Genomic DNA, 26,965 nt, shown 5'->3' on the forward strand with positions numbered 1-26,965 from the left:
GGGCCGTGATAACAGCGCAGGCCTTTTCCGGAAAAAGTTACGCGGTGCTCGGCCTCGCGCGTTCCGGCGCGGCGACCGTCGAGGCTTTGCTGGCCAGCGGGGCGCGGGTGCTGGCGTGGGATCGGCAGGACAATGCGCGTACGCCGTTTGAGGGGCGCTGCGAGCTGGCCGATCCGCTGGAAAAGGATCTGACCGGGTTCGATGGTGTAGTCGTTTCGCCCGGCGTGCCGCTCAACACCCATCCGATTGTGCCGCATGCGGCCAGGTTCGCCGTGCCGGTGATCGGCGATATAGAACTGTTCGCTCAGGCCCGCGCCGAGCTGCCGCCGCACAAGGTTGTTGGGATTACCGGCACCAATGGCAAATCGACCACCACCGCGCTGGTGCACCATATCCTGAAGGCCGCTGGCGTACCGGCCGCGATGGGCGGCAATATCGGCCTACCGATCCTGGCGCAGGATCCGCTGCCGGAAGGCGGCGTGTATGTGCTGGAGTTGTCCAGTTACCAGATCGACCTGACCTTCTCGCTCGATTGCGATGCAGCATCGCTCAGCAATATCACACCCGATCATCTTGACCGTTACGACGGATTCTCCGCCTATGCCGCGGCGAAAGCGCGCCTGTTTGAAATGCAGCAATCGCAGCAGTTCGCGGTGTTCGGCTGCGGTGACGCGCCGACCTGTGCGATCCGTGAACGCGAGGCCGCGCGGCGAGGCCAGGCGCGGGCAGTATGTGCCGATCTAAAGGCCTTGGCCGCTGAGCAGATCGGCTGGCCGGCGCTTGCCGGGCCGCACAATCTCGAGAACGCAGCGGTTGCGGTGGCGCTGGTGGAGGAACTGGGCCTGAAGCGCGAGCAGTGGCAGCGCGGAATGGCGAGCTTTCACGGTCTGCCGCACCGCATGGAGCTTGTGACCAAGCACGAAGGCGTGCTGTTCATCAATGATAGCAAGGCAACCAATCCAGACAGTGCAGCCCCCGCGCTGGCCGCCTGGCCGCCTGATCCCAAGATCAATGGCGGTGCGCCGCGCATCCACTGGATCGTCGGCGGGTTGCCCAAGGAAGACGGGCTGGGGCCTTGCGCCGATCATCTTGGCAACATCGCGGCGGCCTATACCATTGGTGAGGCAGGCCCGCGCTTTGCCGAGCTGCTCGAGCCGCAAATCCACGTCGAGCGGGCCGAAATGCTCAATGATGCGGTCGGGCGGGCGATGGCGCGCGCACGGTCAGGCGAAGTGATCCTGCTGTCCCCGGCCTGTGCCAGTTTCGACCAGTTCCGCGATTATGAAGCGCGCGGGGCGCATTTTCGCCAGGTGGTGGCTGCCCTGACCGGCGCGAACGACGAGATCCAGTCTGCGCTTGAATCAGGGGAATCGGCATGAGCAGCGCCAAACCCTATATCCCGCACCATCGCGGCAAAGGCGCGTCTGGCGCGGCGAACCTGCGCATTGACTGGCGTGCCGAACTGCGCATCTGGTGGCGCGAGATCGACAAGGTCGTGCTTGGCCTTGTGCTGCTGCTGATGCTGATTGGCACTGGTGCAGTCGCGGCCGCCTCGCCCGCCAGCTCAGATCGGCTTTCGACAGTCGATGTGCAGCTGAGCGAGTTCTATTTCTTCAAGCAGCACCTGGTGTGGCAGGCGTTGGGGCTGAGCGTGATGCTGGGCACTTCGCTGTTGTCGCGTGAGCGCGCGCGGCAGGCCGGCATCCTTCTGGCATCCGCGATGCTGGTGTTGCTGGCACTGGTCCCGATGATCGGTTTCGAAGTCAATGGCGCGCGGCGCTGGATCAATTTCGGCTTTTCACTGCAGCCCTCAGAGTTTCTCAAGCCCGGATTTGCCGTTCTGCTGGCGTGGATACTCAGCCTCAGATTGCGCGATCCAGGCCTGCCGGTGCTTGCCTTTGCCTCAGCGATCATGGCGCTGATAGCCATTTTGCTGATGCTTCAGCCCAATCTGGGCGACACCATGCTGTTCGCCGGGATATGGTTCGTGCTGGTATTGCTTTCAGGCGTCAGCGTGCAGCGGCTGAGCGTGCTGGTAGGGGCAGGTATCGTGGGCGTCACCGCAGCCTATTTCCTGTATGACAATGCGCGCCATCGGATCGATTCCTTCATCGGCGGCGGCACTGCCTTCGATCAGGTCGACCTGGCGCAACGCACGCTTCTGGCTGGCGGCTGGACCGGGACGGGGCTATGGTTGGGGGTACGCAAGATGAACCTGCCTGAAGCCCATACCGACTATATCTTCTCCGTCATCGGCGAGGAATTCGGCCTGCTCATCTGCGCCTTTGTGGTGGTGCTTTACATAGCGCTGCTGTGGCGCGTGTTGATACGGTTGGTGGATGATGACAATCTTTTCACCGTGCTCGGCGGTGCGGGACTGGTCGCGGCGATCGGCGGCCAGGCGTTCATCAATATACTGGTCAATCTGCAGATGTTCCCTTCCAAGGGCATGACCTTGCCACTGGTAAGCTATGGCGGCTCGTCGACTATCGCAATGTGCCTGACCATCGGCCTGCTGCTGGCGATCACCCGCCGCAACCCCTTCCTGAGGCGGCAATCACCGGGCCTAAAGGCATTGTTCGAACGCAAGGAGGAGCCGACATGAGCGGCGACATCCGCACCGGCGCCAGCCGCCATTATGTGCTCGCCGCAGGCGGCACCGGCGGCCATCTGATTCCTGCCTTTGCACTGGCGCAGGAGCTTGATCGACGCGGGCACCATGTCGCGCTGATCACCGACGAGCGCGGGGCGGCAATCCCTGGCAAGCCCGATTTCCTCACCGCGCATGTTATCCCCGCCGGGCGTTTCGGCAAGAACCCGCTGCGCTGGCTTGGCGGGATCAAGGCAGTGCTTGAAGGCCGCGCCATGGCGCACCGCCTGTTCGACAGTTTTGCACCCAGCGCGGTGGTGGGCTTTGGCGGCTATCCTGCTTTGCCCGCCATGCTGGCCGCTGGGGGATCGGGCATTCCGACGGTGATCCATGAACAGAACGCGGTGCTGGGCCGCGTCAACCGCCTGCTCGCCGGGCGGGTCGATGCGATCGCCACCGCCTATCTCGAGGTCGAGCGGCTCAAGCACAAGCACATGGACAACGTGCATGTCGTAGGCAATCCGGTGCGACCCGAAGTGCTCGCCTTGCGGGATGAAGATTACCCGCCCTTCACAGAAGACGGGCTGCTCAAGGTGCTGGTTACAGGCGGAAGCCAGGGTGCGCGGGTGCTGTCCGAAGTGGTGCCCGATGGCCTGGCAATGTTGCCGCCCGCCCTGCGTCAGCGCTTGCAGGTGACGCAGCAATGCCGGGCGGAAGATCTGGAGCGGGTGCGCGAGCGCTATCGCACGCATGATATCCCGGCAGAGCTGGGCACCTATTTCGAGGATATGGAGGTGCGCCTTGCCGAATGCCACCTGTTCATCGGGCGCGCGGGCGCATCGACCATTGCCGAGCTGACCGCAGTGGGACGCCCGGCGATCCTGATCCCGCTACCGATCGCGACTGACGATCACCAGGCCGCCAACACCCGCGAAATGGTGAAGGCGGGCGGGGCGCGTATGATCCGCCAGCCAGCCGTAACGGTTAAGGAAGTCACCGGCTGGGATCACAAGGACAACCGTGAGCGTGTGGCGCAATCCGACGCCTTGCAGAAGCTTTCGAAGGATATCTCGCTACAGATCCAGGCGATGGCGATGGCGCCGCAAACACTCTCCAATGCCGCCCATGCGGCCTGGAATTGCGGGCGACCGCACGCCGCGCGCGACCTCGCCGACCTGGTTGAGAGTTTCGGACGGATCGATCTGATGGATGTGATCCGCGTTGGTTCCAGTGGGCACAATCGGGCGGGCGAAGGTGCGCGCACGGCGGGTACGGCCAACCGGGACCGCGCAGAATGAAGGGTGTCGGCACCGATATCGGGGTGATCCACTTTGTCGGCATCGGCGGGATCGGCATGTCGGGCATCGCTGAAGTGATGCACAATCTCGGCTATCAGGTGCAGGGATCGGACCTGTCGGACAGCCCCAGTGTCGAGCGGCTCCGCGCCCGCGGGATCGCGATCAGCATAGGCCATGCGCGCGAGAATGTGGACGGGGTGGCGGTGGTCGTCACTTCGACTGCGGTCAAGCGCAGCAATCCCGAAGTCGCCGCTGCGCTTGAAGCGCGCATTCCCGTGGTGCGCCGCGCGGAGATGCTGGCCGAGCTGATGCGGCTCAAGTCCACCGTCGCAGTGGCAGGCACGCATGGCAAGACCACCACCACCAGCATGATCGCCGCACTGCTTGATCGTGGAGGCATCGATCCCACCGTCATCAATGGCGGGATCATCGAGCAATATGGCTCGAACGCCCGGCTCGGCGCGTCAGACTGGATGGTGGTTGAAGCGGACGAGAGCGATGGCAGCTTCCTGCGGCTCGACGGGACGATCGCAGTGGTCACCAATATCGATCCCGAACATCTCGATCACTACGGCGACTTCGAGGGCGTAAAGCGCGCCTTCGTCGAGTTCATTCACAATGTGCCTTTCTATGGCGCGGCGGTGCTGTGCATCGATCATCCCGAAGTGCAGGCGGTGATCGGCCAGGTGCGCGACCGCAAGGTTGTGACCTATGGCTTCTCGCTCCAGGCCGATATTTGCGGCGTGAACATCCGGCCGGATGCGGGCGGGAACCTGTTTGACGTAATCGTGCGCCAGCGCGGTGAGGAAGACCGCCGGATCGAAGGCGTGCGCCTGCCAATGCCGGGGAGGCACAACGTGCAGAACGCGCTCGCCGCGATTGCCGTGGCGATCGAGATGGGCTGCGATGAAAGTGTGATCCGTGAAGGCTTTGAAGCATTCAGCGGGGTACGGCGGCGCTTTACTCGCGTGGGCGAAGTTGCGCGCAAGGGCGGCACGGTGTCGATCATTGACGATTACGCGCACCACCCGGTCGAAATCCAGGCGGTGCTGGCCGCGGCGCGTGAAGCCGTGGGCGGTATCAATGGCGGGCGGGTAATCGCGGTGGCCCAGCCGCATCGCTTTACGCGGCTGCGTGACCTGATGGACGAGTTTCAGAGCTGCTTCAACGATGCCGATCAGGTGTTCGTGACCCCCGTCTATACGGCGGGCGAGGAACCGATCGAGGGCATTGATGCGGAAGCGCTGGTGGCGGGGCTGAAGTCACGCGGGCACCGCGCCGCCTCCACGGTCGCCGACCAGAGCGAGTTGGCGCGAGTGCTCGGGCAAGAGCTTGAGGCGGGCGATATTGTAGTGTGCCTGGGGGCAGGCGACATCACCAGATGGGCAGCGGGGCTGGCGCCGGCGATCGATGCAGCGGCGGGGAAATCCGCATGACTACTGCCACCTTGCCAGGCGTTCGCGGCAGGCTGACGCCGCAGGCGCCGCTTGCCAGGCTGGTCTGGTTCAAGACAGGAGGCAATGCCGACTGGCTGTTCGAACCTGCCGATCTTGACGATCTGCGGCAGTTCCTGGCGGGGCTGGACGGCAGCATGCCGGTGATGGCCCTGGGCCTGGGCTCGAACATGATCGTGCGCGACGGCGGGGTGCCCGGTGTGGTGGTGCGGCTGGGCAAGGCGTTTGCCGGCGTAAAGGTGCTAGGCGGCCACCGGCTCGAATGCGGCGGCGGGGCGAGCGGTATACTGGTCAGCTCGACCGCACGCGATGCGGGGATTGCGGGCCTCGAATTTCTGCGCGGGATACCGGGCACCGTAGGCGGCTTCGTCAAGATGAATGGCGGCGCCTATGGCCGCGAAGTGGCCGACATATTGATCGATTGCGAGGTGGTGATGCCTGATGGCAGGCTGGCCACGCTCTCGGCGTCTGATCTGACCTATACCTATCGCCATTCCAGCCTGCCCGATGGGGCGGTGGTGGTTTCGGCGCGCTTTCAGGGATTGCCGAGCGATCCGGCAGTCATCGGAGCGGAGATGGACCGCATCGCCGCCGCACGCGAGGAATCGCAGCCGCTGCGGACCAAGACGGGCGGCTCGACCTTCAAGAACCCCGCAGGGCACAAGGCCTGGCAGCTGGTTGACGCAGCGGGCTGCCGCGGGCTCAGGCTGGGCGGCGCGCAGGTTTCGGAAAAGCACACCAATTTCCTCATCAATACCGGCGACGCGACCAGCAGCGATATCGAGGCGCTGGGCGAGGAAGTGCGCCGCCGCGTGCGAGAGAATTGCGGGATTGAGCTGGAATGGGAAATCCAGCGGGTGGGGCAGAAGTGAGAAAGGTGCTGTCAGATCACGAGCAGAAGATCATGGACTTTGTCGAGAGCGACGGCTGTTTCATTAATGCTGTTTTCGATCCGGATGGGGCGGAGCCAGATTTTGCCTACTCGATCGGTTTCCCAGAATCCCTAGGACAACCGGACGTTTTGATTTCGGGTTTGGACCTGAACATGATGAAGGTACTCATCAACGATACACTCGCATTGTGCCGCAATGGCCTGGTCATGGAAGACTTTGGCAGGACCGATCAGCTTTTGAACGGCTATGATTGTATGTTCAGAGAAGTCGCCTCTGAGCATCTCACTGCAAAGTATTGGGGGTCGGCAATTTGGTTCCAAGAAAGCCAATGTGGCATGGTTTTTGAGCGGGCTTTCCAGATAATTTGGCCAGATAGGCGAGGCAGATTCCCTTGGGAGGTCGACTTTGACGAAGGCACGGGCGGGGGCCAATTGACGCTTTGGGAAGAACGGGTGTTACAGTGAGCCTTCCCAAACTCCACATCGCCGTCCTGATGGGCGGCTGGGCCAATGAGCGCGAAGTTTCGCTGATGAGCGGCAAGGGCGTGGCCGAGGCGCTCGAAAGTCGTGGCCACCGCGTCACCCGCATCGATATGGACCGGCAGGTTGCCGCGCGCATCGCCGAGGCGGCGCCCGATGTGGTGTTCAACGCGCTCCACGGCGTGCCGGGCGAAGATGGCAGCGTGCAGGGCATGCTCGATCTGATGGGCATTCCCTATACCCATTCGGGCCTCGCCACTTCGGTGATCGCAATCGACAAGCAGCTGACCAAGCAGGCGCTGGTGCCGCACGGCATCCCCATGCCCGGCGGGCGGATCGTCAAGAGCAAGGAGCTGTTCGAAAAAGACCCGTTGCCGCGGCCCTATGTGCTCAAGCCGGTCAACGAAGGATCGTCGGTTGGTGTCGCGATCGTGACGGCTGAAGGCAATTACGGCGATCCGATCGGGCGCGACACGCCCGGCCCGTGGCAGGATTTTGCCGAACTGCTGGCAGAACCCTTCATCCGCGGGCGCGAGCTCACATCCGCTGTGATCGATATGGAGGACGGCCCGCGCGCGCTGGGCGTGACCGAGCTGGTGATCGACAGCGGCTTCTACGATTACGAGCACAAATATACCGAGGGCCGTACCCAGCACGTCTGCCCGGCGCAGATTCCGCCCGAAATCGCGGCGCTGTGCGAAGACTATGCGCTACGCGCGCACCGCGTGCTGGGCTGTGCGGGCACCAGCCGCACCGATTTCCGCTGGGATGACGAGCAGGGTGAACAGGGGTTGTTCGTGCTCGAGACCAATACCCAGCCCGGTATGACCCCGCTCAGCCTGGTGCCCGAACAGGCGCGCCATGCCGGCATGGACTATGCCGATCTGGTCGAAGCGATCATTGCCGCGGCCTTGCGCAAGCATGCAATTGAAAAGCTGGCCGGAGGCGGCGATGGCGACGATTAAGCGCTCTGCCAGAGGGGTGCGCCGGGTCGCCAGGGCGAACGACCGGGCAAGCAAGGCGCGCAAGGCGCGCAGCATCACCGGCCGCATAGTCGATTGGCTGATGGGGCTGCTCCCCTTCACCGAAGACCAGCTACAGCGCATTTTCCTCTACCTCATCATCGCCGCTGCCCTGGCGCTGGCCTGGCTGGTCGCGAGTATCGCGGGCGTTCCCGCGCTGGTGCAGGCGCAGATCTCGCAAATGGCGTCCAAGGCGGGCTTCGAAGTGCGCCATGTCCGCGTGAGCGGGATCGAACGGATGAACGATGATCGCGTCTATGAGCGCGTGCTGGGCGAGCGGGACCGGCCCATGCCGCAGGTTGATCTCGAGGCAATCCGCGAGGATCTGCTCCAGCTTGCCTGGGTCAAGGATGCGCGCGTCTCGCGCCAGCTGCCGGGGACGCTGGCAATCGATATTGTCGAGCGCGTGCCGCATGCAGTGCTGCAAAAGCCGGATCGTTTCATGCTGGTCGATGTTGAGGGAACCGAACTTGAACCGATCAGCCGCGCCGCGATTGGTGACAGGCTGTTGATTTCCGGGCCGGGTGCTGCGCGCCAGGTGGCAGCGCTCGAACGGCTGCTTGAGGCTGCGCCGGCGCTGCGCCCGCAGGTGCAAGGGGCGGAATGGGTCGGCAATCGCCGCTGGAACCTGACCTTTCAGACCAAGCAGGTGCTGGCGCTGCCGCAGGGCGAGGACGGCGCTGCTGCCGCGCTGGTATCCTTTGCACGGCTCGACGGGCAGAATCGCCTGCTGGGCGGGGAAGTGACGACTTTTGACATGCGTGCGCCGCCGCGCATCTACATGCGCATTCCGGGCCGCGCGGACGCGCTGTTGAACGCGCCCAAACAGGCAGAAGAGACAGAGACACTCTGATGGCCGCGACCCGCTTCACCCGCTATTTCGGTGCAGTCAACACCGGTTCGTTCCGCATCTCCGCGATGATTATGGGGCAGACCGAGAATGGCGAGCTGCAAGTGCTCGGATCGGGCCATCGCGCTTCGAACGGGATCAAGCGCGGTTATGTCACCGATATGGCGGCGGCAACCTATGCCATCCGCGATGCGGTGGAGCGGGCGGAAAAGAACGCCGGCACCAGCGTGCAAAGCGTGTGGGTGGGTTGCGCCGGGGCGGGCCTAGCGAGCAAGGTCGCCAGGGTCGAGATCGACATTGGCGGACGGCGCATCGAGGAAGAAGATATCGAGCACTTGCTGATTTCGGCGCACGAGACAGTCCAGCCCGATGGCCGCATGGTGCTGCATGCCCAGCCGGCGCATTACACGCTTGACGGGGCGCATGGGGTGGCCAATCCCAAGGGCTTGCATGCCGAGCGGCTTGGGGTCGATGTGCATGTGATTTTGGCTGATGGCGCCCCGGTGAGGAACCTCACTGAGGCAGTGCAGAACGCGCATCTGGATGTCGAGGCGATTGTCGCTGCGCCGCTGGCGGCGGGTTATGCCTGCCTTAGCGAGGAAGAGCGCGAACTGGGCGTGGCGCTGATCGAGATCGGCGGTGAAGTAACCAATGTCGCGGTTTATGCGGCGGGTATGCTGCTGGGGCTCAAGGCGCTGCCATTCGGATCGGGCGACATTACCGATGCCGTCGCTTCTGCTTTCGGCATCCGCCGCTTTCAGGCGGAACGGCTCAAATGCGTTTCGGGTTCTGCCATTGCCAGCCCGACCGACCACCGCGAAATGATCCCCGTCAACGGGCCGGGCGATGATCAGGCAGGCCCTGTCGCGCGCGGGGCGGATGACAAGAACCGCATCGCGCGTGCCGAACTGGTATCGATCGTTACCCAGCATCTTTCCGGGCTGACCGATGAGATCGGGCGCGCACTCAAGGCAATGGGCTTTACCGGGGTGCGCGGCGGGCAGGTGGTGATGACGGGCGGAGGGGCCGAACTGGCCGGGCTGGCAGAGTTTGCCCAAGGCGCGCTGGGCATGCCGGTACGGATCGGCCGCCCGCCAGCACTTACCGGACTGCCCGAGGCGCATGCGACGCCGGGGTTTGCTACACTGGCGGGGCTGTGCCTCTATGCGGCAGACGATCCGATCGACATACGTTCGGTGGGCGCGGCGAGCGCGCCGATTACCCGTTTGGGCGGCGCTTTCGGGATTCAACGGCTGTGGCGGGCGCTGAGAGAGAACTTTTGATGGAACAAGGACGCACGATGGCCGCTTTAACCACTGTGGATAAGGGTTATTACGCTATCAAAGGTGTAGCGGCTTTGTGCCAAATACAGGGTAATGGTTAATGGGCGCGCTTTGCGCTCGGAGGGCGAAGAGATGAGTATCAATATCGGACCGGCTTCAAGCGAGGACCTGCGCCCCCGGATTACCGTGGTGGGAATCGGCGGGGCCGGCGGCAATGCGATTGCCAATATGATTGAGGCCGAGATCGAAGGTGTGGACTTCATCTGTGCCAATACCGACGCACAGGCGCTCAGCATGTCGCGGGCGAACACCAAGATCCAGCTTGGCCCCGAAATCACCGGCGGCCTGGGCGCGGGCGCGCGGCCTGAAGTGGGCAAGGCAGCAGCGGAAGAAACCGTGGCCGAGATCGAGGATGCACTCGACGGGGTCAACATGGTGTTTATCGCCGCAGGCATGGGCGGCGGCACGGGCACCGGCGCTGCGCCGGTGATCGCCGAAGCTGCCCGCCGCAAGGGTGTGCTCACCGTGGGCGTAGTGACCAAGCCGTTCCTGTTCGAAGGCACCCGCCGCATGCGTGCGGCAGAAGCGGGCATCGACGAGCTGCAGAAGCATGTCGATACGCTGATCGTGATCCCGAACCAGAACCTGTTTCTGATCGCCAAGGCGGAAACCACCTTCAAGGAAGCATTTATGCTGGCCGATGAGGTGTTGCAGCAAGGCGTTCGTTCGATCACCGATCTGATGGTAATGCCAGGGCTGATCAATCTCGATTTTGCCGATGTCCGCTCTGTCATGAGCGAGATGGGCAAGGCGATGATGGGCACCGGCGAGGGCGAGGGTGAGAACCGCGCGCTTGAAGCCGCCGAACGCGCCATCGCCAATCCGCTGCTCGACGGGGTCAGCATGGCCGGGGCCAAGGGGGTGATTATCTCGATCATTGGCGGCGAGGACATGAAGCTGCTCGAAGTCGACGAGGCAGCCAACCACATCCGCGAACTGGTGGATGAAGACGCAAATATCATCTGGGGTTCGGCCTTCAATCCCGATCTGGAAGGCAAGATTCGCGTTTCAGTGGTAGCCACGGGCATTGACCAGCACGCCGTCCAGCGCGCGCCCGATGCGACGCCGATTTCGCTCGGTGGCGCTCGCCCACCCAAACGGCCAGTACTTGAAATCGGCGATAACAATGCGTCGCCTGCGCCGTTTGCGGAGCCGATGGATGAGGAGCCGCTTGAGCTGGCCATGGAAGCAGAAGGCGAGACCGCGTCTGAACGCGCGGACCAGCCGGAATATGATCTGGAAGAGGACTACGAGGAATCGGCGGCTGAGCCATTCGATCTCACCGGCATGCAATTCGGCGATGAAATGGGCGATGACGAGGATGATGACGTGGATGGGATCGTCGATCCGCTCGCCGGACTGCGCAACGAGGAAAACGATCCCTATGGCGATATCGCCGGTGATGGCAGTGAAGCGGCCAACCACGGTGATGCTGCACCTCAATTCGATCAGGAGCCGTTCGATCTGACAGCCGAAGCGCCGGCCGCATCAGTCGATCCCGCCGATGCGAACGAAGCAGGCCATCAAGGCGGCCGCCGCGCTTCGATACTGGGAGGTCGCAGTGCGAGTGACTCCAGTTCTGGCGATGACTCCGTTTCCAGCGGCGGTGACGGCGATAGTGCAGCGGGCAGCGATGCAGGCAAATCTGCCGCAGGACGCGGTGCGGGGGCCGGTGGAGCAGCCGGCGGTGCCGCAGCAACCGGTAGCACGCTGTTCGAACGCATGGCCAATCTGTCACGCGGCGCGGGGCGCTCTGAAGATGAGGATGACGATGAAGACGAGGAAGACGATGGCGGTTCCTCTCTCAGCATCCCGCGCTTCCTTGGCAGGCAGAACAATCAATAACACGCGCGCTCAGCGCAGTTCGTCGCGCGTTTACCTGCAGTTCGGCTCAGCTGCACTAGCGGTAGATAGCGGCTTGCTGTCTTGAAGGCGGCATGAAGGTCAGCTTCCGAATCGCGGCAACTGCTGTGTGCTTTGCGCTTGCTTTGCCAGCTACGTTGAGCGCGCAGCAGCCAAACAGCCTGTCGACATCGCGCGAAGTGGTGCAGTCGCTGCCGACGCCAGAAGTCGAAAGGCTGCGTGATGCACTGCAACGCCTGGCCAGCAACCCGCAAGACCTTGGGGCGCTGGTTGAGGCAGGTGGCGCATCGCTTGGAGTGGGAGATCTCGACGCTGCGCTGGGCTTTTTTGGCCGTGCCTTGTCGCTCTCACCCGAGCATGCCCAAGCCAAGCTGGGCATGGCATCAGTCTACCTCCGTTCGCAGCGGCCGGTGGAAGCACTGCAGATGTTCGCCGAAGCCGAGCAGGCCGGAGCCAACACCGACGCAATCCTGAGCGACTGGGGCCTGGCTCAGGACCTGGTTGGAAACAATGCCCTGGCGCAGCAGAGCTATCGCACCGTGCTGGCGACGGAGCCCGATGACGAGACCCGGCGGCGGCTGGCGATCAGCCTTGCCATTACGGGTGAGCGTGCCGGGTTTGAGGCTGCCTTGCGGCCGCTGCTCGATCGGCGCGATCTGGCGGCGTTTCGCGCTCGTGCCTTTGGGCTGGCGATATTGGGAGATAGCGATGATGCGGCGGCACTCGCCGGTCAGCTGATGCCGACCGACCTTGCCAGCCGGATGGCGCCCTATCTTGCCTTTATGCCTCGTCTCACGCCATCGCAGCAGGCTGCCGCCGCCAATCTGGGAATTTTTCCGCGGGCCGCGGAAATCGGGCGGGACGATCAGCGGATCGCACGCAAGGCTGGTTCAGGTGCCGGTGCTGCCGCCGCCAAGGCCGACAATAGACTTGCCCCGCGCGGTACGCCGCTCGGCCAGCCTAGCACCCGCGCCGCCCCGGCTTCTTCTCCGCCGCGCAATGAGAGCCGGCTGGCGCAGGTTAGCCGCGCCCAGGTCGTTGAACCGCAGGCCAGTGTTGCGGAGGCATTTAACGGACTTGCCGGTCCATCGGCTGCGCCCGCTCAGGCGCGTGATGGGGCGGTCGATGTTACCGCAATCGAAATTCCGCGCGAATCGCGCGTGCAGGCGGAACCCGCGCCACCTGCAAATCCCAGCCGACATTGGGTCCAGATGGCTACCGGGCGGGACCGTGATGCGCTCAAGTTTGATTGGCGCAGGATGGTGCGCAAGGCGCCCGATCTGCTTGATGACAGCGGCGCCTATGTCACTCGCTGGGGCCAGGCCAACCGCTTGCTGACCGGCCCCTTCGAAAGCCGTGACGATGCGCGCGAAATGGTGCAGTCACTGCGTGCGCAGGGGTTTGACAGCTTCGCCTATACCAGCCCGGATGGCGAGGAAGTCATTGAATTAAAATAATTAAAATCAAACTCACAGGTTTCTTTGCACAGGCTTTGAACAAGCCAGTTGGGTTCTCCCCAGCCCGGTGTTGCATGGCCATTGCCTTACCCCCTGCGTCCGAGGCAATCAGCATGGCGATGCAAAGCAAGACCCACTTTGAGAGCGCCCCGGCATGAGACCGCGCGAAATCGAATACGTCGGATCAGACGATGCCGCACCGGTGGAAATGCTGGCTGCGCTGTTCGAAGCGCGTGGCTGGGCCTTTGAGGTAACCAGCGATGACGAGCTGGCTGGCGAGGTGCAGGGCAGTTGGGCCAAGTACCAGCTCAAGGCGATCTGGCGCGGTGAGGATAATGTGCTGCAATTGCTTTGCCTGCCCGACATTCGCGTGTCGGATGACAAGCAAAAGCAGGCCTATGAATTGCTGGCACTTGTCAACGAGCAGATGTGGTTGGGGCATTTCGATATCTGGTCGAAGGGGAATGTGCTGCTCTATCGGCACGGGGCATTGATGGGCGATGATGGCTTGCTCAGCATTGATCAGGCTCAGGCGCTGGTGGAGATCGCGATTGACGAGTGCGATCGATTCTATCCAGCTTTCCAGTTTGTACTATGGGGTGACAAGAGCCCGCGCAGCGCGCTCGAAGCGGCGCTTGTCGATGCCGCAGGTGAGGCTTAGGGTCAGGACTCATTAAGCCCGTGGCTGTGGATCCCCGGCCCAAGGGGAGTTTGAATGGCTGAATTCAATAAATTGCTGATTATCGGTTGTGGCAACATGGGCGGCGCCATGCTGGCCGGTTGGCTGGCTTCCGGCGAGGATCCGGCGCGTTTCGAAGTGCTCGACCCTGCGATACCCGAGGTGCCGCCGGGCGTGAACCTGTATCGTGAGCCGCCTTCGCAGCCGGGTCATGATGCGGTTTTGCTGGGCTTCAAGCCGCAGCAACTGGGCGCTTTCGGCCCGGGCCTGCAAGCGCTGGCCGGCGAAGGAGTGACCGTTTTCTCGCTGCTGGCGGGGATCGACCTTGCCATGCTGCGCCAGTCCTTTCCCTCTGCCGCTGCGCATGTGCGGGTGATGCCCAACCTCGCTGCGCGGATCGGCAAGTCGCCTGTGATCCTGGCGGAAACTGGCCTGGGCAGCGCACAGCGCGATGCGGCACAGGCACTTTTCGGCAAGCTTGGCACGGCAATGTGGCTTGATGACGAGGCTCGTTTCGATCTGGTTACGGCATTGGCGGGATCCGGGCCGGGGTTCGTCTATCGCTTCATCGACGCCCTTTCCGCTGCCGCGCAGGAGCTGGGCATTGACGAGGAAATGGCCGATAGTCTGGCATTGGCAACCGTCGAAGGAGCGTCCAGCCTTGCCGCATCGGCAGGTGTACCATCCGGGGAGCTGGCCGATCGCGTGGCCAGCCCCGGCGGCATGACGCGCGAGGGCTTGAATGTGCTCGATGCCGATAACGCATTGAAATCACTTCTGATCGAGACATTGCGGGCGACTGCCGCCAAGGGAAGCGAGCTGGCTGGGCGGGGCCGGGAGCAAGGTTAAGTAGTTGCACGCTTTGCAAGCCGGTTTTGCTTGAAAATCGCTCGCAAAATCCCGATATTCGCGGAGATGGCGCTAAATCCGCGCCCGTTATTATCGGAGTAGGTATTACAATGGCTGATTGGAACGAAACCCAGCGCATGCAACAGCAGGAGCAGGGCTTCGCCGGCGCTTCAGTGCCGCGCACCGCCACGGTGTTCGATGCCGGGCTGCGCAAGCACATGCTCTCGATTTACAACTACATGACATCAGGCGTGCTTCTAACCGGCATCGTGGCGCTGCTCACCGCACGGTCGGGGCTGGCGCTGCAGTTCGCGCAAGGTCCGATGATGTGGCTGGTGGCACTTTCGCCGCTGGCGATCGTCTTTGCGATGAGCTTCGGCGCAAACCGGTTCAGCAAGGGCACGCTGCAGATGATGTTCTGGGGCTTTGCCACGCTGATGGGCCTGTCGCTCTCGACTATCTTCCTGGTCTATACCGGCGGTTCGATCGCGGCGACATTCTTTGCCACTTCGGCGGCTTTCGCGGGGCTTAGCCTGTGGGGTTACACCACCAAGAAAGACATCTCTGGTTGGGGCAGCTTCCTGATCATGGGCGTGATCGGCCTGCTCGTGGCCACCCTGCTCAACTGGTGGCTTCAGTCGCCGGCTCTCAACTATGCGGTTGGTGCGATCGGTGTGCTGATCTTTGCCGGCCTCACCGCCTATGACACGCAGCGGCTGAAGAAAGAGTACAGCTATTATCGGGGCACCGAATGGGCCGGCAAGGCGATTATCCTTGGCGCGCTCAGCCTGTACCTCGATTTCATCAACATGTTCCTGTTCCTGCTGCGCTTCATGGGGTCGCGCGAGTGATCCAGCGCAGATGGTCGCAAGCATGAGTCATTTCATCGTGCCCGGGGCGCTACACGCGCCTCGGGCATTTTCTTTGCCTGCAAGACGGTATACTCCTGTTGCATTAACCCTCGGGGTTCAGCCGGTGTTAGGGACACTCTGACTAGCTTCCCCCAGGATCACAACAGATGGGCAAGGCAAACCATGGGTCGAGGAACGATTTCAAAAACCAGAATGGCGGTTGTGGCCGCCACTGTCGCAGCTCTGGCAGCGTGCGCCGCACCACCACCGCCTCCGGCGCCGGTGGCGGTCGCGCCACCCCCGCCACCGATGGTGGTGATCCCCCCGCGGCCCACGCCGCCGGCCGGTGCATTTGCCACCATGGCGATCCCGCAACTGTCCACAGCTGGCATTCGCGAGACCGTGAATGTGGGTATCAGCGAGCAACAGACACTGTGGAATTTGCGCTCAGGCCTTAATGTCGCGGCCCTGAATTGCACACGCCTCGAGCATACCGGGCTGGTCGATAACTATCGCACCTTTCTCAAGCGTCACTCGCGCGAACTGGCTGCGGCCAACAATGCCCTGGCGGCCGAATATCGCAACAAGCACGGGCGTTCATTCCGCGAGTATCAAGACGCCTATATGACGCGCGTTTACAACTACTTCGCGCTGCCACCCGTGCTGCCCGATTTTTGTAATGTGGCATTGCAGCTGAGCGGCGAGGTCAATCAGGTTCCCGGTGGCCAGCTGCGCGAATTCGCCCAGAATGCGCTGCCGCGCATGGAGCAGGTGTTCGAGAATTTCTTCAGTGCTTACGAGAAATACCGGGTCGATCTGGCTGCCTGGGATGCTCGTTATGGCAGTGGCGGTTCGCGCACGCTTGAAGCGACCTATCGCCAGGCTACAAGTGTAGCGGCGGGTTCTAATTAGGCTCGGATAAGTTCAACGCAGAATCAGGCGATGTCCCCTCCACAGGGGTGTCGCCTGACCTGTATCGGGCGCAGGAAAGCAATTTTTCTTTGCAGGGCGCGCAGCCATTCGCTATTTGCCGCCTCCCGATGCGAAGGTATGCCCTCGCCTGGAACACCTGAACGGGGCCGTAGCTCAGTTGGGAGAGCGCGTCGTTCGCAATGACGAGGTCAGCGGTTCGATCCCGCTCGGCTCCACCAGGTGGATATTTCCCCATTTCTGACTCTTGATCCGGCCTATCGGCTTACCTAAAGCCATGCACGTGAACGGGCGGCTGCAAGGCGGCTCCTTCACGACTTGCGTGCCGGTAACGGGAACGCGGTGCGGGCGGCAAGCGCCCAATTCTGCGGCTGTCCCTGCAACTGTAAGCGGCGAGCGTTTCATTCACGCGCCATGGATCATGGTGCACTCACTGGGCCTTTGCTGGCCTGGGAAGGGGAGTGAGGCGCGGTGACCCGCAAGCCAGGAGACCGACCGGATGCGCAGTCGCTCTTGCCTGGTCCAGGGATTGGCCCGGCGCGAAACCTTTTCGTCTGAGCGACGAAGCGCGGCCGGGGCCGCTACGATGCCGTGGGCGGGGCAGGCGCTGGCCCTGCGCACGGCGCCGCTTCCCGCAACGGGAGGAGATCCCGGCCCTGACATCGCTCAGGCGCGAGAAGGTAGTGATTCTACATGCGACATAATGTCATTGCGGCGGGCGTGATCGCGCTTGCGCTCCCGTCGTCCGCACAGGGCCAGACGGCACCACACTCCGAAGACGAGATCCTGGTCAGTTCCAGCCGTTCGGGCGATCCCCAGCTTGCCGGTGATTACCCCGGCTCTGCCAGGATCCTGACCGCCGACGATCTCGAGCGGCGCCAGGTGCGCGACGTGGCCGATGTGCTGCGCGATGTTCCCGGCGTGGCGGTGAGCGGTGTGGCCGGGCAAACCCAGCTGCGCCTGCGCGGCAGCGAAGCCAACCATGTGCTGGTGCTGGTTGACGGGATCGAAGTGTCCGATCCCTTCGCTGGCGAGTTCGATGTCGGGACATTGCAAGCCGATCTGGGCTCCAGCGTAGAGGTGCTGCGCGGTCCGCAATCCGCGCTATACGGGTCGGATGCGATCGGAGGCGTCATTGCCTATCGCAGCGCGTCTGGGCGCGAGGCTCCGGGGATTTCCGCAAGGATCGAAGCGGGCAGCTTTGGCACCGTCAACGCCGCTGCACGGGCTGGATTGGCAGGCGAGGGGCATGATCTTGCCCTGAGCGCGACGCTGGTTTCCACCGATGGCACGCCCAATGCGCGGGGCGGCAGCCGCAAGATCGGGCGCGATGGCTATACGCTTGCGGCCAAGGGCTCGGTCGAAGCGGCCCCCGGCTTCGCGCTGCGAGCGGCGGCGCGCTATACATTGAGCGAAGGGCAGTTCAACGATCAGGATTTCGACCCGGCCAGCCCGACATTCGGCATGGTCGTCGATTCGCCTCAGGCCCGCTTCGAACAGGATGCGCTCTATGCTCTGGTCGGAGCGCGGGCAGAGACGCTGGGCGGGCGCTGGGTGCACGATCTTTCCGGGCAGATGGCGGATATCAGCCGCGACAGTTTCGGCCCCATCGGGCGCACATTCGGGCACAAGGGGCAGCGGCTCAAGGGTTCCTATGTCTCCACTCTGTCGATGGGCGGCCCGGTATTCGCGCATGGCCTGACCTTCGCTGCCGATATCGAACGCGAAACATTCCGCAATACCGATCCGTTCGGCTTTGCCTTCACCGGGCGCCGCAGCACGCGCAACATCGGGTTGGTGGGCGAATATCGCGCGGCAGGAGAAGGCTTCGATCTTTCGGCGGCGCTTCGTAAGGACATCAATAATCGCTTTGCCGATCCAGTGACCTTCCGCGTCGCAGGCGCTGTGGATGCCGCACCGGGCACCCGTATCCGCGCGGCCTATGGCAGCGGGATCAAGAATCCGGGCTTTTTCGAACTTTACGGCTTCGTGGACGGGCGCTTCATCGGCAATGCGGGGCTTCAGCCGGAGAAGTCGACCGGTTGGGAAGTGGGGTTCGATCAGTCGCTTGCAGGTGGCGCAATCCGGTTTTCCGCAACCTGGTTCGACAGCGAGCTTAAGGATGAGATCTTTACCGATTTCCCACCGCCGGATTTTATCGCGATGCCCGCCAATCGCGATACGCTGTCAAAGCAACAAGGCATTGAACTGAGCGCACGCGCGCAGCTTAGCCCGCAAGTCACGCTCGATGCGGCCTACAGCTGGCTTGACGCCAAGGAGAACGGGGTCAAGGAAGTGCGCCGCCCCGCCAATATCGCCTCGGCCGTGCTGACGTGGACTGCGCCGGGCGATACAGCTTCAGCCACGCTGATCGTACGGCACAATGGCGCAAGCGATGATCTGGCCTTTACCGATCCCAGCTTCATTCCGGTTACGGTCCGGCTGGACAGTTTTACGCTGGTCAATCTGGCGGCGGAGACGCGCGTGTCCGATTCCATCAAGTTGTTCGCGCGGATCGAAAATCTCCTCGATGAGACTTACGAACAGGTGTTCAGCTTCATCTCGCCGGGCCGTTCGGTAATCGGCGGTTTACGCATCGCGCTCTGAACTTCACCAGGGGCGCTCGCCAAATCGCTCGCAATCTGGCCGGGAAATGCATAGGGGGAGCCCATGCATTTCCTCGACCAAGCCAAGATCTACCTAAAATCCGGCGCCGGCGGCCCCGGTGCCGTCAGTTTCCGGCGCGAGAAATATATCGAATATGGCGGGCCTGACGGCGGCAATGGCGGCAAGGGCGGCGATATCGTGTTCGAAGCCGTGGCCGGCCTCAATACGCTGATCGATTTCCGTTACAGCCAGCATTTCAAGGCCAGCCGCGGCGCGCATGGCATGGGCAAGGATCGCACCGGCGCTTCTGCGAGCGATCTGGTGATCAAGGTTCCGGTGGGCACGCAGGTGCTTTCCGAAGACAAGGAAGAGGTGCTGGCGGACTTTACCGAAGTCGGCCAGCGCGAAGTGTTCCTGCAAGGCGGGATGGGCGGGCGCGGCAACGCCAGCTACAAGACCGCAACCAACCGCGCGCCGCGCCAGCATCAGCCGGGAATGCCAGGCGAAGAAATGTGGGTGTGGCTGCGCCTCAAACTGCTTGCCGATGTCGGGCTCGTGGGTCTGCCCAATGCCGGAAAGTCCACCTTCATCAACGCGGTGTCCAATGCCAAGGCGAAGGTGGGCGATTATGCCTTCACCACGCTGATCCCCAAGCTGGGCGTGGTGCGGCACAAGGGGCGCGAATTCGTGCTGGCCGACATTCCCGGCCTGATCGAAGGAGCCGCAGACGGGGCGGGGATCGGCGACCGGTTCCTGGGCCATATCGAGCGATGCCGCGTGCTGATCCACCTGATCGACATTACCGGCACCGGAGATGCCGACCCGGTAGAGGCCATGCGCGTGATCGAAGAGGAACTCGCCGCCTATGGTGCCGGGCTGGAGGACAAGCCGCGGCTTGTCGCGCTGAACAAGATCGACCAGGCCGATGCCGAACTGGCAGAGGGGTTCGCCAGCGAACTGAAGGCAGCCGGCGCGGATGACGTGTTCGCCGTGTCCGGTGCGACCGGCCAGGGGATCGATGCCTTGCTGGACGCAGTGCTGGGCTATCTGCCCGAGCACACGATGACCGAGCAGCCGGGCGAATTGCCTGAAGAAGGCGCACCCGCGCTGGAAGAGGAAAAGCCGTGGTCGCCGCTGTGATTTTGCGCGAAGCCGCACTGGCCGGCAGCGCCGCGATCCTTTAACGAAGCAGGCATCATGCCCATCCAGACCCTGCCCGATTTCCGCGATCCCGCCATTTGCAAACGCCTGGTCATCAAGATCGGCAGCGCGCTGCTGGTGGATGCCAGCGGGCGGGTGAATGCCGAATGGCTGCGCACGGTGGTCGATGATATCTGGACCGCGCGCGAATTGGGCATGGAAGTAGTGGTGGTCAGTTCGGGGTCGATCGCCATCGGCGCCAAGAAGCTGAACCTTAGCCACGGCGGACGGCGCACGCTGTCTGAAGCGCAGGCATCGGCATCGGTCGGACAGATCGATCTGGCGGCGGCGTGGTCCGCGCTGCTCGCTGAACGCGGGCTGGTCGCCGCGCAGATGCTGCTGACGCTGGATGATTTCGAGAGCCGACGGCGCTATCTCAACATTTCCGCCACCCTGCGCCGCCTGCTCAAAAGCGGCGTGGTGCCGGTGGTCAACGAAAATGACACCATCGCCACGGGCGAAATCCGTTTCGGCGACAATGACCGGCTGGCCGCGCGTGTGGCGCAGGCCTGCGCGGCTGACGGCGTGTTGTTGCTGACCGATGTCGACGGGCTGTATGACCGGCATCCCGAGCACCCGGAGGCCGAGCGGCTGGACCAGGTTGACGGGGTGACGGAGGAAATCCACGCGATGGCGGATTCGGGCTCGGGCTCGGGCCTGGGATCGGGCGGGATGACTGCCAAGCTGTTGGCCGCAGAGATCGCAGAAAGGGCCGGTATCGCGCTCGCCATCATCGATGGGCGGCCGGAAATGCCGATCGCCCACGCGATAGCGTCGCAGGCGGGCACGCTGTTCCTGCCGCAGCGCGAGGAAAGCGGGCGGCGGGCATGGATCGGCGGTCGCATGCGCTTCAACGGCGCGATTACGGTTGACGATGGCTGCGTTGCCGCGCTGCGCGATGGCAACAAGAGCGTGCTGGCTGCAGGCATCACCGGCGTTGAAGGCGATTTTTCGCGCGGCGACATTATCGAAGTCAAGGATGTGACCGGACGGGTGATCGCCAAGGGGCTGGTGGAATATGACGCCGACGATGTGGAGGCGGTCATGGGTCGGCAGAGCGCCGAACTGGAAGCGATCCTGGGCCATTCGCCGCGATCCTCTGTGATTCACCGTGATCATCTGGTGCTGATGTGAGCGGCGAAGTGCCGCTTGCCCTCACCGGCGGATCCGGTTTCGTGGGGCAGGCGGTGCTTGATGTGCTGGGAGAGCGCAATCTGCCTGCCGAAGCGCTGGTGCGGCGCGTAACCGAGCACGAACACAGCCGCGTCGAATGGGTGATGGGCGAGCTGGCTGACAAGCCTGCGCTCGACCATCTTGTGGCTGGCACGCGCGGCGTGATCCATATTGCCGGGCTCACCAACGCGCCCGACCCGGCCCGGTTTGCCGCTGCCAATGTGGAAGGAACGGCAAATCTTATTGCGGCGAGCAAACAGGCTGGCGTGAAACGGTTCGTGTTCGTTTCGTCGCTTGCGGCGCGCGAACCTGCATTGTCGGCCTATGGTGCGTCCAAGGCCGAGGCGGAAAAGCTGGTCGAGCAAAGCGGGCTTGACTGGACCATCGTGCGCCCCCCGGCGGTCTATGGCCCGCGCGATGCTGACATGTTCGAACTGTTTCGCAGTGCGCGCTTCGGCTTTGTCCCCCTGCCGCCGGGCGGAGCGACTTCGATCATCCATGTCGCCGATCTTGCCAGGCTGCTGGTCGACCTGATCGATGCGCAGCCCGCCCTGGTGCGCAAGCGTGTGTTCGAGCCAGACGATGCGCGTGAAGGTGGGTGGAGCCATAAGGAACTGGCGGCCGCGATCGGGCAGGCGGTTGGCAAGCGCGTGTTCGCGCCGCATCTGCCGCGCGCAGTGTTGCAGGGCGCAGCAGGGGTCGATCGGCTATTTCGCGGCCACGGGGCCAGGCTGACGCATGACCGCGTTGGCTATATGTGCCACCCCAATTGGGTTGTCCGCTCAGATCGCAAGGTGCCTGAAAGCGTCTGGCTGCCGCAGATCGGCGGCCCGGAAGGCCTGAAATCGACGGCAGACTGGTATCGCCGCGAAGGCTGGCTTTGAGATTACAATTTCAGCTTTGGCCGGTTTCGTCCTAGATTCCCCTCTGCGGTCGCGAGTCGCAAACACGGCATGAGTCGGTTTGCGGGTCACGAAAAGGGGAAATCATGAAAAAGATCATAGCTATAGCTGCTGTCGCGGCACTCGCTGCCTGTTCCCAGGCTGAGGAGGCGCCCGAGGCTGAACCGACCGAGGAAGTGGCTGAGGCCGCGCCTGCAAATATTGCCGCTGACGGTCTGCCGACCGTCGGGACGTATAAGATAACCAATGCCGATGGCACCACTTTCACATCTGACGTTCGAGCCGATGGGACTTGGGTGGACACTGCTGCCGACGGTACGCAGACTACGGGGAGATGGGAGCAACCGTCGCCCGATCGCTATTGTTCAACGCCTGATGAAGAAGGCGCTGTGCAGAAGTGCTACGAAGAGTACATCGATGAAAACGGGGTGTATATCTCGAAGGATCCGGAAACCGGAGAGACTTCGAAGGTGGAGCGCGTCGAATCCTGACGCCAGTTTGCCAAGCCAAATGACGAATGCCCCGAAGTGCATGCTGCGCTTCGGGGCTTTCGCATTTCTAAAGGAAGGGTTCGTAGCCCGGCGGCAATTCGCCATCTTCCGTCAGCGGGGTATGGATGCCGCACTCGGTCTTGTCCCAGCCCTTCCAGCGGCCCGAGCGCGGGTCTTCTCCCGGCATAACCTTGTGCGTGCAGGGGCTGCACCCGATTGAAGGGAAGCCCTGCGCCACCAGCGGATGCTGAGGCAGATCGTGCATCACGAAATAGGCGGCAATCTGGCTTGCGTCCCAATCTATCAGCGGGTTGATCTTGAGCCGCCCTTGCGCGTCGGAATTGTCGATCTCGAAGCGCGGCAGATTGGCGCGGGTCGATGACTGGAACGCCTTGCGCCCGGTGAAGCTGGCATCGAACTGCTCAAGCGCGCTGGCAAGCGGTTTGACCTTGCGGATCTCGCAGCAGCCATCGGGGTCATAGGACCAGCGCAGCCCGCTTTCATCCCTGGCCTTGAGTTCTTCGAGGTCGGGATAGAGATTGATGAGGTTGGTCAGGCCGAGCCGGTCGACCAGATCATCGCGATAGGCGAGCGTTTCGGGAAAATGCTTGCCCGTTTCGAGGAACAGCACCGGCACATCGGGGTCGATGCTGGCGATGAGGTGCAGCAATACCGCGCTCTCGGCACCGAAACTCGATACCGCCGCCAGATTGCCCACAAGACCGTCCTTGATCACCGCCTCGAGCATTTCCTCGGTCGAAGACCCGCGAAACATCCGGTTGAGCCGGATGACATCTGCCCCGTCGAAACGCGGCGTGGTGTTTATCCGGTTGACGTTCCGCGTTACTATGGGCAGGTCGGCTTCAGCCATGGCGCAGTTTCCAGATCGGTTCTGCGCCGTCTGCCGCGTGTTGATAGACATTGTCCCAACGCGCGAAGGCAGCTTCGGCATCAGCCATATCGAGCGGCGTGTCGGGTGCAAAGGCATCGAAGCCGCAGCGGCGCATATAGGCGAGCTGGTCGATCAGAACCTCGCCTACGGCGCGCAGTTCACCCACATAGCCTGCCTCGCGCAGGATGCGCGCAGCGGAATAGCCGCGCCCGTCTCCGAACACCGGGAAATTCATTTCGACCAGAGCGATGCGATCAAGGTGCGGCAGCAATTCGCGGGCATCGTCGCCCGGCTCGATCCGCACTGCAGTGGCGTTGGACTGATCGACGAAGCTGTCGACCGTGACTGTGCCGTGATCCACCACGTCGTCGTCGCGGAAGCGGAACTGCACCTCGTCCGGGCTGGTGCCCAGTACCGTTCCTGGTGTGTCAGCCATAAAGCGCCTCCTTGAACGGTTCCATTCCGATGCGGCGATAGGTGTCGAGGAAACGCTCACCTTCAGTGCGGTTGGAGAGATAGACTTCGGTGGCAGTCTCGACTGCATCGACGATCCCCGCTTCGTCGAAGCCGGGGCCGGTGATCTTCGCCAGCGAAGTGTCCTGTGCCTCGCTGCCGCCAAGCAGCAGCTGGTAGTTTTCGACGCCCTTCTTGTCGACGCCAAGGATGCCGATGTGGCCCGCGTGATGGTGCCCGCAGGCGTTGATGCAGCCGGAAATCTTGAGCTTGAGTTCGCCCAGTTCCCTGGTCCGGCCCTTGGCCGCGAAGCGCTCGGAAATTCTCTGCGCAACCGGGATCGATCGCGCATTGGCAAGGCTGCAATAATCGAGGCCGGGGCAGGCAATGATATCCTCGATCGTGTCGAGATTGGGTGCGCCGAGGCCTGCCGCTTCGAGCTGGCTCCACAGTGCGTGGAGATCGGCGATCCTTACATGCGGCAGAACGATATTCTGCGTGTGCATCACCCGCAGCTCGTCGAACGAATATTGCTTCGCCAGCTCGGCCATCAGGTGCATCTGCTTGGCGCTGGCGTCACCGGGAATGCCGCCAACCGGCTTGAGGCTGATGATGGCAGAGACATAGCCCGGCGTCTTGTGCGGATGCGTGTTGCTGTCAGCCCAAAGCGCGAATTCCGGGTCCGAACGATCAAGCTCGCTCGGCAGCCCGGTCTCGAACGCCGGATTGGCAAAATAGGGTCTGATCCGCTCCAGCTCTGCCAGCGGCGGTTCAACGCCCTGCTCAAGCAGGTGGGCGAATTCCTCCTCTACCTGGCGAGCATATTCCTCTGCGCCCATCTCGTGCACCAGGATCTTGATCCGTGCCTTGTACTTGTTGTCGCGGCGGCCATGGCGGTTGTAGACCCGCAGGCAGGCTTCGGCATAGGTCACCAGCTGATCCAGCGGCACGAAGTCGCGGATGCAGGGCGCGATCATGGGCGTGCGGCCCATCCCGCCGCCAACATTGAATGCCGCGCCCAATTCGCCCGCGTCGTTCCTGACGATCTGGATTCCGATATCGTGCAGCTTCATCGCCGCGCGGTCGCTATCGCTCGCAATCACCGCGATCTTGAACTTGCGGGGAAGATAGCTGAACTCGGGGTGGAAGCTCGACCATTGGCGCAGCAATTCGGCATAGGGCCGCGGGTCGACCAACTCGTCGGCCGCAGCGCCCGCAAAATGATCAGAGCTGATATTGCGGATGCAATTGCCGCTGGTCTGGATCGCGTGCATCTCAACCCTGGCGAGCTCGGCCAGGATATCGGGTGCATCCTCCAGCCTGATCCAGTTGTACTGGATATTCTGCCGCGTGGTGAAATGGCCATAACCGCGGTCATATTTGTCGGCGATATCCGCCAGCGCGTGCATCTGGCGCGAATCCAGCGTGCCATAGGGGATGGCAACGCGCAGCATATAGGCATGGAGCTGCAGGTAGAGCCCGTTCATCAGCCGCAGCGGCTTGAACTGATCCTCGCTCAATTTGCCTTCAAGCCGGCGGCGGGTCTGGTCGCGGAATTCCTCAACGCGCGTATCGACCATAGCCTGGTCGTATGAATCATACTGGTACATCAGATTACCCAGTCCATCGCTGCGGGGTCTTTGGGTTTCAATGTCAGGTCAGGGCGCACGGTAGGACCCAGCGCCCGGACGCGCTCCTTGATATGCGCGGGACGGACCCCTTTATCGTCACGGTTTGCGCTGACGGCATAGGCTGCGTTGACCCGCCGCGCGGATTGTTCGCGGGCGAGGATTTCCTCGGCGCGGTCACCCACATCGACAGCGTCATCGACGTAGAGCGACCATCCGGTGCCGTCCCACCACACAACTGCGCCGCTTTTCAGATCATTTCCGGTTAGGATATTCATTGCGCGGCCTCCTGTGCAATCTGCACCAGCGAAATGTCATCGCGCGCGGTTACTTCGCCGATCACGATCAGCGCGGGGCTCTTTACCCGATACCTGGCAACCAGATCGGGCAGCCCCGCAAGCATTCCGCGCAGCACGCGCATTTCGGGCCGTGCGGCATTCTCGATCACCGCCACCGGCATGCCGGGCGCAAGCCCGTCTTCCATCAACTTCTCGGCGATCTGCGGCGCAGTTTTGACGCCCATATAGATTACCAGCGTGCGACCCTTGCCGGCGAGCCCGGTCCAGTCCTGTTCGCTAAGCCCTTTGCATTGACCGGCCACGAAGCTGACAATGCTTGAAGCCTCGCGATGCGTCAGCGCGATCTGCGCTGCGGCAGCCGCGCCATTGGCGGCGCTGATACCCGGGACGATCTCGACTGGAACGCCGGCTGCGTGGGCGGCCTCTGCCTCTTCACCCCCGCGCCCGAAAATAAGCGGATCGCCGCCCTTGAGGCGCACCACGTCGCGGCCGTTCAATGCTTCGCGCACCAGCAGCGCATTGATCTGCTCTTGCGGCAGGGTGTGCTTGCTGCGCTGCTTGGCGACCGAGATCAACTCGGCCCCTTCTTGTGCCAGCGCCAGTATGGCGGGATCGACCAGACCGTCATGGACGATGATCTCGGCGCGCGCGATCAGCCGCGCAGCGCGCAGCGTCAACAGCTCCGGATCACCGGGGCCCGCGCCGACAAGATAGATAGTTCCTCGGTTTGCCATTTCTGCGAAATGGAAGATTGACGGCCAT

25 protein-coding genes, 1 tRNA gene and 1 riboswitch are annotated in these 26,965 nt (G+C 62.9%); of the genes, 21 read left to right on the forward strand and 5 right to left on the reverse strand.

Annotation, left to right across the window (positions count from 1 at the left end):
- Positions 1–5 precede the first annotated feature (5 nt).
- The 21 genes from murD to ACX2DJ_RS06140 all read left to right on the forward strand — a co-directional run bounded on the left by murD (position 6) and on the right by ACX2DJ_RS06140 (position 22,931).
- Positions 6–1,379, forward strand: a complete 1,374-nt coding sequence (gene murD / locus ACX2DJ_RS06040; protein WP_462571548.1) for a UDP-N-acetylmuramoyl-L-alanine--D-glutamate ligase — start codon at positions 6–8, stop codon at positions 1,377–1,379.
- On the forward strand, positions 1,376–2,605 hold the full coding sequence (locus ACX2DJ_RS06045) for an FtsW/RodA/SpoVE family cell cycle protein (protein ID WP_462571549.1): 1,230 nt from the start codon (positions 1,376–1,378) through the stop codon (positions 2,603–2,605). The genes murD and ACX2DJ_RS06045 overlap by 4 nt, the downstream gene beginning before the upstream one ends.
- Positions 2,602–3,888 (forward strand): undecaprenyldiphospho-muramoylpentapeptide beta-N-acetylglucosaminyltransferase, encoded by a 1,287-nt coding sequence (gene murG, locus ACX2DJ_RS06050; RefSeq protein WP_462571552.1) that lies wholly within the window; start codon positions 2,602–2,604, stop codon positions 3,886–3,888. The genes ACX2DJ_RS06045 and murG overlap by 4 nt, the downstream gene beginning before the upstream one ends.
- The gene (gene murC, locus ACX2DJ_RS06055) at positions 3,885–5,324 is read left to right on the forward strand and encodes a UDP-N-acetylmuramate--L-alanine ligase (protein ID WP_462571553.1); all 1,440 of its coding nucleotides are present in this window, start codon (positions 3,885–3,887) and stop codon (positions 5,322–5,324) included. Before murG ends, murC begins: the two co-directional genes overlap by 4 nt.
- Positions 5,321–6,214, forward strand: a complete 894-nt coding sequence (murB, locus tag ACX2DJ_RS06060) for a UDP-N-acetylmuramate dehydrogenase (protein ID WP_462571554.1) — start codon at positions 5,321–5,323, stop codon at positions 6,212–6,214. Before murC ends, murB begins: the two co-directional genes overlap by 4 nt.
- The gene (locus tag ACX2DJ_RS06065) at positions 6,211–6,699 is read left to right on the forward strand and encodes a DUF4262 domain-containing protein (RefSeq protein ID WP_462571555.1); all 489 of its coding nucleotides are present in this window, start codon (positions 6,211–6,213) and stop codon (positions 6,697–6,699) included. The genes murB and ACX2DJ_RS06065 overlap by 4 nt, the downstream gene beginning before the upstream one ends.
- Positions 6,696–7,679, forward strand: a complete 984-nt coding sequence (locus tag ACX2DJ_RS06070) for a D-alanine--D-alanine ligase (RefSeq protein ID WP_462571556.1) — start codon at positions 6,696–6,698, stop codon at positions 7,677–7,679. Before ACX2DJ_RS06065 ends, ACX2DJ_RS06070 begins: the two co-directional genes overlap by 4 nt.
- Entirely contained in the window at positions 7,666–8,589 is a 924-nt protein-coding gene (locus ACX2DJ_RS06075; RefSeq protein ID WP_462571557.1) for a cell division protein FtsQ/DivIB, read from the forward strand. The genes ACX2DJ_RS06070 and ACX2DJ_RS06075 overlap by 14 nt, the downstream gene beginning before the upstream one ends.
- Positions 8,589–9,869 (forward strand): cell division protein FtsA, encoded by a 1,281-nt coding sequence (gene ftsA, locus ACX2DJ_RS06080; protein WP_462571558.1) that lies wholly within the window; start codon positions 8,589–8,591, stop codon positions 9,867–9,869. Before ACX2DJ_RS06075 ends, ftsA begins: the two co-directional genes overlap by 1 nt.
- Before the next feature lie 132 nt (positions 9,870–10,001).
- Entirely contained in the window at positions 10,002–11,774 is a 1,773-nt protein-coding gene (gene ftsZ, locus ACX2DJ_RS06085) for a cell division protein FtsZ (RefSeq protein ID WP_462571559.1), read from the forward strand.
- A 155-nt stretch (positions 11,775–11,929) separates the two neighbouring features.
- Positions 11,930–13,249, forward strand: coding sequence for an SPOR domain-containing protein (locus ACX2DJ_RS06090; protein WP_462571560.1), 1,320 nt, complete (start codon positions 11,930–11,932; stop codon positions 13,247–13,249).
- Positions 13,250–13,403: 154 nt separating this feature from the next.
- On the forward strand, positions 13,404–13,910 hold the full coding sequence (locus ACX2DJ_RS06095; RefSeq protein WP_462571561.1) for a type III secretion system chaperone family protein: 507 nt from the start codon (positions 13,404–13,406) through the stop codon (positions 13,908–13,910).
- Positions 13,911–13,964: 54 nt separating this feature from the next.
- A complete protein-coding gene (locus ACX2DJ_RS06100; protein ID WP_462571562.1) occupies positions 13,965–14,777 on the forward strand; it encodes a pyrroline-5-carboxylate reductase family protein in 813 nt (270 codons plus the stop codon).
- A 110-nt stretch (positions 14,778–14,887) separates the two neighbouring features.
- Entirely contained in the window at positions 14,888–15,628 is a 741-nt protein-coding gene (locus ACX2DJ_RS06105) for a Bax inhibitor-1/YccA family protein (protein WP_462571563.1), read from the forward strand.
- A gap of 213 nt (positions 15,629–15,841) precedes the next feature.
- Positions 15,842–16,540, forward strand: a complete 699-nt coding sequence (locus tag ACX2DJ_RS06110) for a hypothetical protein (protein WP_462571565.1) — start codon at positions 15,842–15,844, stop codon at positions 16,538–16,540.
- A 163-nt stretch (positions 16,541–16,703) separates the two neighbouring features.
- Positions 16,704–16,779 (forward strand) — tRNA-Ala (locus tag ACX2DJ_RS06115).
- A gap of 89 nt (positions 16,780–16,868) precedes the next feature.
- Positions 16,869–17,072: riboswitch (cobalamin riboswitch) on the forward strand.
- Positions 17,073–17,251: 179 nt separating this feature from the next.
- The gene (locus ACX2DJ_RS06120; protein WP_462571566.1) at positions 17,252–19,165 is read left to right on the forward strand and encodes a TonB-dependent receptor plug domain-containing protein; all 1,914 of its coding nucleotides are present in this window, start codon (positions 17,252–17,254) and stop codon (positions 19,163–19,165) included.
- A 63-nt stretch (positions 19,166–19,228) separates the two neighbouring features.
- Positions 19,229–20,305 carry an Obg family GTPase CgtA gene (gene cgtA, locus ACX2DJ_RS06125; protein WP_462571567.1) on the forward strand — a complete coding sequence of 359 codons (1,077 nt, stop codon included), beginning with the start codon at positions 19,229–19,231 and terminating at the stop codon, positions 20,303–20,305.
- A gap of 57 nt (positions 20,306–20,362) precedes the next feature.
- Positions 20,363–21,499, forward strand: a complete 1,137-nt coding sequence (gene proB, locus ACX2DJ_RS06130; RefSeq protein WP_462571568.1) for a glutamate 5-kinase — start codon at positions 20,363–20,365, stop codon at positions 21,497–21,499.
- Entirely contained in the window at positions 21,496–22,422 is a 927-nt protein-coding gene (locus ACX2DJ_RS06135) for an NAD-dependent epimerase/dehydratase family protein (RefSeq protein WP_462571569.1), read from the forward strand. Before proB ends, ACX2DJ_RS06135 begins: the two co-directional genes overlap by 4 nt.
- A 104-nt stretch (positions 22,423–22,526) precedes the next feature.
- Positions 22,527–22,931: a hypothetical protein gene (locus tag ACX2DJ_RS06140; protein ID WP_462571570.1), complete on the forward strand. Its 405-nt coding sequence runs from the start codon at positions 22,527–22,529 to the stop codon at positions 22,929–22,931.
- A 67-nt stretch (positions 22,932–22,998) separates the two neighbouring features.
- Here ACX2DJ_RS06140 and ACX2DJ_RS06145 read toward each other — a convergent pair whose 3' ends face one another.
- From ACX2DJ_RS06145 to cobA, 5 genes are read right to left on the reverse strand one after another with little or no spacing between them, the layout of a single operon-like run.
- Positions 22,999–23,802, reverse strand: a complete 804-nt coding sequence (locus ACX2DJ_RS06145) for a phosphoadenylyl-sulfate reductase (protein WP_462571572.1) — start codon at positions 23,800–23,802, stop codon at positions 22,999–23,001.
- Complete coding sequence (locus ACX2DJ_RS06150; RefSeq protein ID WP_462571574.1) at positions 23,795–24,259, reverse strand: DUF934 domain-containing protein; 465 nt, start codon at positions 24,257–24,259, stop codon at positions 23,795–23,797. The genes ACX2DJ_RS06145 and ACX2DJ_RS06150 overlap by 8 nt, the downstream gene beginning before the upstream one ends.
- A complete protein-coding gene (locus tag ACX2DJ_RS06155) occupies positions 24,252–25,886 on the reverse strand; it encodes a nitrite/sulfite reductase (protein ID WP_462571575.1) in 1,635 nt (544 codons plus the stop codon). Before ACX2DJ_RS06155 ends, ACX2DJ_RS06150 begins: the two co-directional genes overlap by 8 nt.
- Entirely contained in the window at positions 25,886–26,182 is a 297-nt protein-coding gene (locus ACX2DJ_RS06160; protein ID WP_462571576.1) for a DUF2849 domain-containing protein, read from the reverse strand. Before ACX2DJ_RS06160 ends, ACX2DJ_RS06155 begins: the two co-directional genes overlap by 1 nt.
- Complete coding sequence (cobA, locus tag ACX2DJ_RS06165; RefSeq protein ID WP_462571577.1) at positions 26,179–26,937, reverse strand: uroporphyrinogen-III C-methyltransferase; 759 nt, start codon at positions 26,935–26,937, stop codon at positions 26,179–26,181. The genes ACX2DJ_RS06160 and cobA overlap by 4 nt, the downstream gene beginning before the upstream one ends.
- Between the last annotated feature and the right edge of the window lie 28 nt (positions 26,938–26,965).

It is taken from the genome of Altererythrobacter chaiwopuensis (assembly GCF_054957755.1).

Excerpts from the sequence above, each read along its gene's own strand:
- ACX2DJ_RS06045 (WP_462571549.1), top strand. The coding sequence starts at position 1,376 with ATGAGCAGCGCCAAACCCTATATCCCGCACCATCGCGGCAAAGGCGCG.
- murG (WP_462571552.1), top strand. The coding sequence starts at position 2,602 with ATGAGCGGCGACATCCGCACCGGCGCCAGCCGCCATTATGTGCTCGCC.
- murC (WP_462571553.1), top strand. The coding sequence starts at position 3,885 with ATGAAGGGTGTCGGCACCGATATCGGGGTGATCCACTTTGTCGGCATC.
- murB (WP_462571554.1), top strand. The coding sequence starts at position 5,321 with ATGACTACTGCCACCTTGCCAGGCGTTCGCGGCAGGCTGACGCCGCAG.
- ACX2DJ_RS06075 (WP_462571557.1), top strand. The coding sequence starts at position 7,666 with ATGGCGACGATTAAGCGCTCTGCCAGAGGGGTGCGCCGGGTCGCCAGG.
- ftsA (WP_462571558.1), top strand. The coding sequence starts at position 8,589 with ATGGCCGCGACCCGCTTCACCCGCTATTTCGGTGCAGTCAACACCGGT.
- ftsZ (WP_462571559.1), top strand. The coding sequence starts at position 10,002 with ATGAGTATCAATATCGGACCGGCTTCAAGCGAGGACCTGCGCCCCCGG.
- ACX2DJ_RS06095 (WP_462571561.1), top strand. The coding sequence starts at position 13,404 with ATGAGACCGCGCGAAATCGAATACGTCGGATCAGACGATGCCGCACCG.
- ACX2DJ_RS06100 (WP_462571562.1), top strand. The coding sequence starts at position 13,965 with ATGGCTGAATTCAATAAATTGCTGATTATCGGTTGTGGCAACATGGGC.
- ACX2DJ_RS06105 (WP_462571563.1), top strand. The coding sequence starts at position 14,888 with ATGGCTGATTGGAACGAAACCCAGCGCATGCAACAGCAGGAGCAGGGC.
- ACX2DJ_RS06110 (WP_462571565.1), top strand. The coding sequence starts at position 15,842 with ATGGCGGTTGTGGCCGCCACTGTCGCAGCTCTGGCAGCGTGCGCCGCA.
- ACX2DJ_RS06120 (WP_462571566.1), top strand. The coding sequence starts at position 17,252 with ATGCGACATAATGTCATTGCGGCGGGCGTGATCGCGCTTGCGCTCCCG.
- cgtA (WP_462571567.1), top strand. The coding sequence starts at position 19,229 with ATGCATTTCCTCGACCAAGCCAAGATCTACCTAAAATCCGGCGCCGGC.
- proB (WP_462571568.1), top strand. The coding sequence starts at position 20,363 with ATGCCCATCCAGACCCTGCCCGATTTCCGCGATCCCGCCATTTGCAAA.
- ACX2DJ_RS06140 (WP_462571570.1), top strand. The coding sequence starts at position 22,527 with ATGAAAAAGATCATAGCTATAGCTGCTGTCGCGGCACTCGCTGCCTGT.
- ACX2DJ_RS06145 (WP_462571572.1), bottom strand. The coding sequence starts at position 23,802 with ATGGCTGAAGCCGACCTGCCCATAGTAACGCGGAACGTCAACCGGATA.
- ACX2DJ_RS06150 (WP_462571574.1), bottom strand. The coding sequence starts at position 24,259 with ATGGCTGACACACCAGGAACGGTACTGGGCACCAGCCCGGACGAGGTG.
- ACX2DJ_RS06155 (WP_462571575.1), bottom strand. The coding sequence starts at position 25,886 with ATGTACCAGTATGATTCATACGACCAGGCTATGGTCGATACGCGCGTT.
- ACX2DJ_RS06160 (WP_462571576.1), bottom strand. The coding sequence starts at position 26,182 with ATGAATATCCTAACCGGAAATGATCTGAAAAGCGGCGCAGTTGTGTGG.
- cobA (WP_462571577.1), bottom strand. The coding sequence starts at position 26,937 with ATGGCAAACCGAGGAACTATCTATCTTGTCGGCGCGGGCCCCGGTGAT.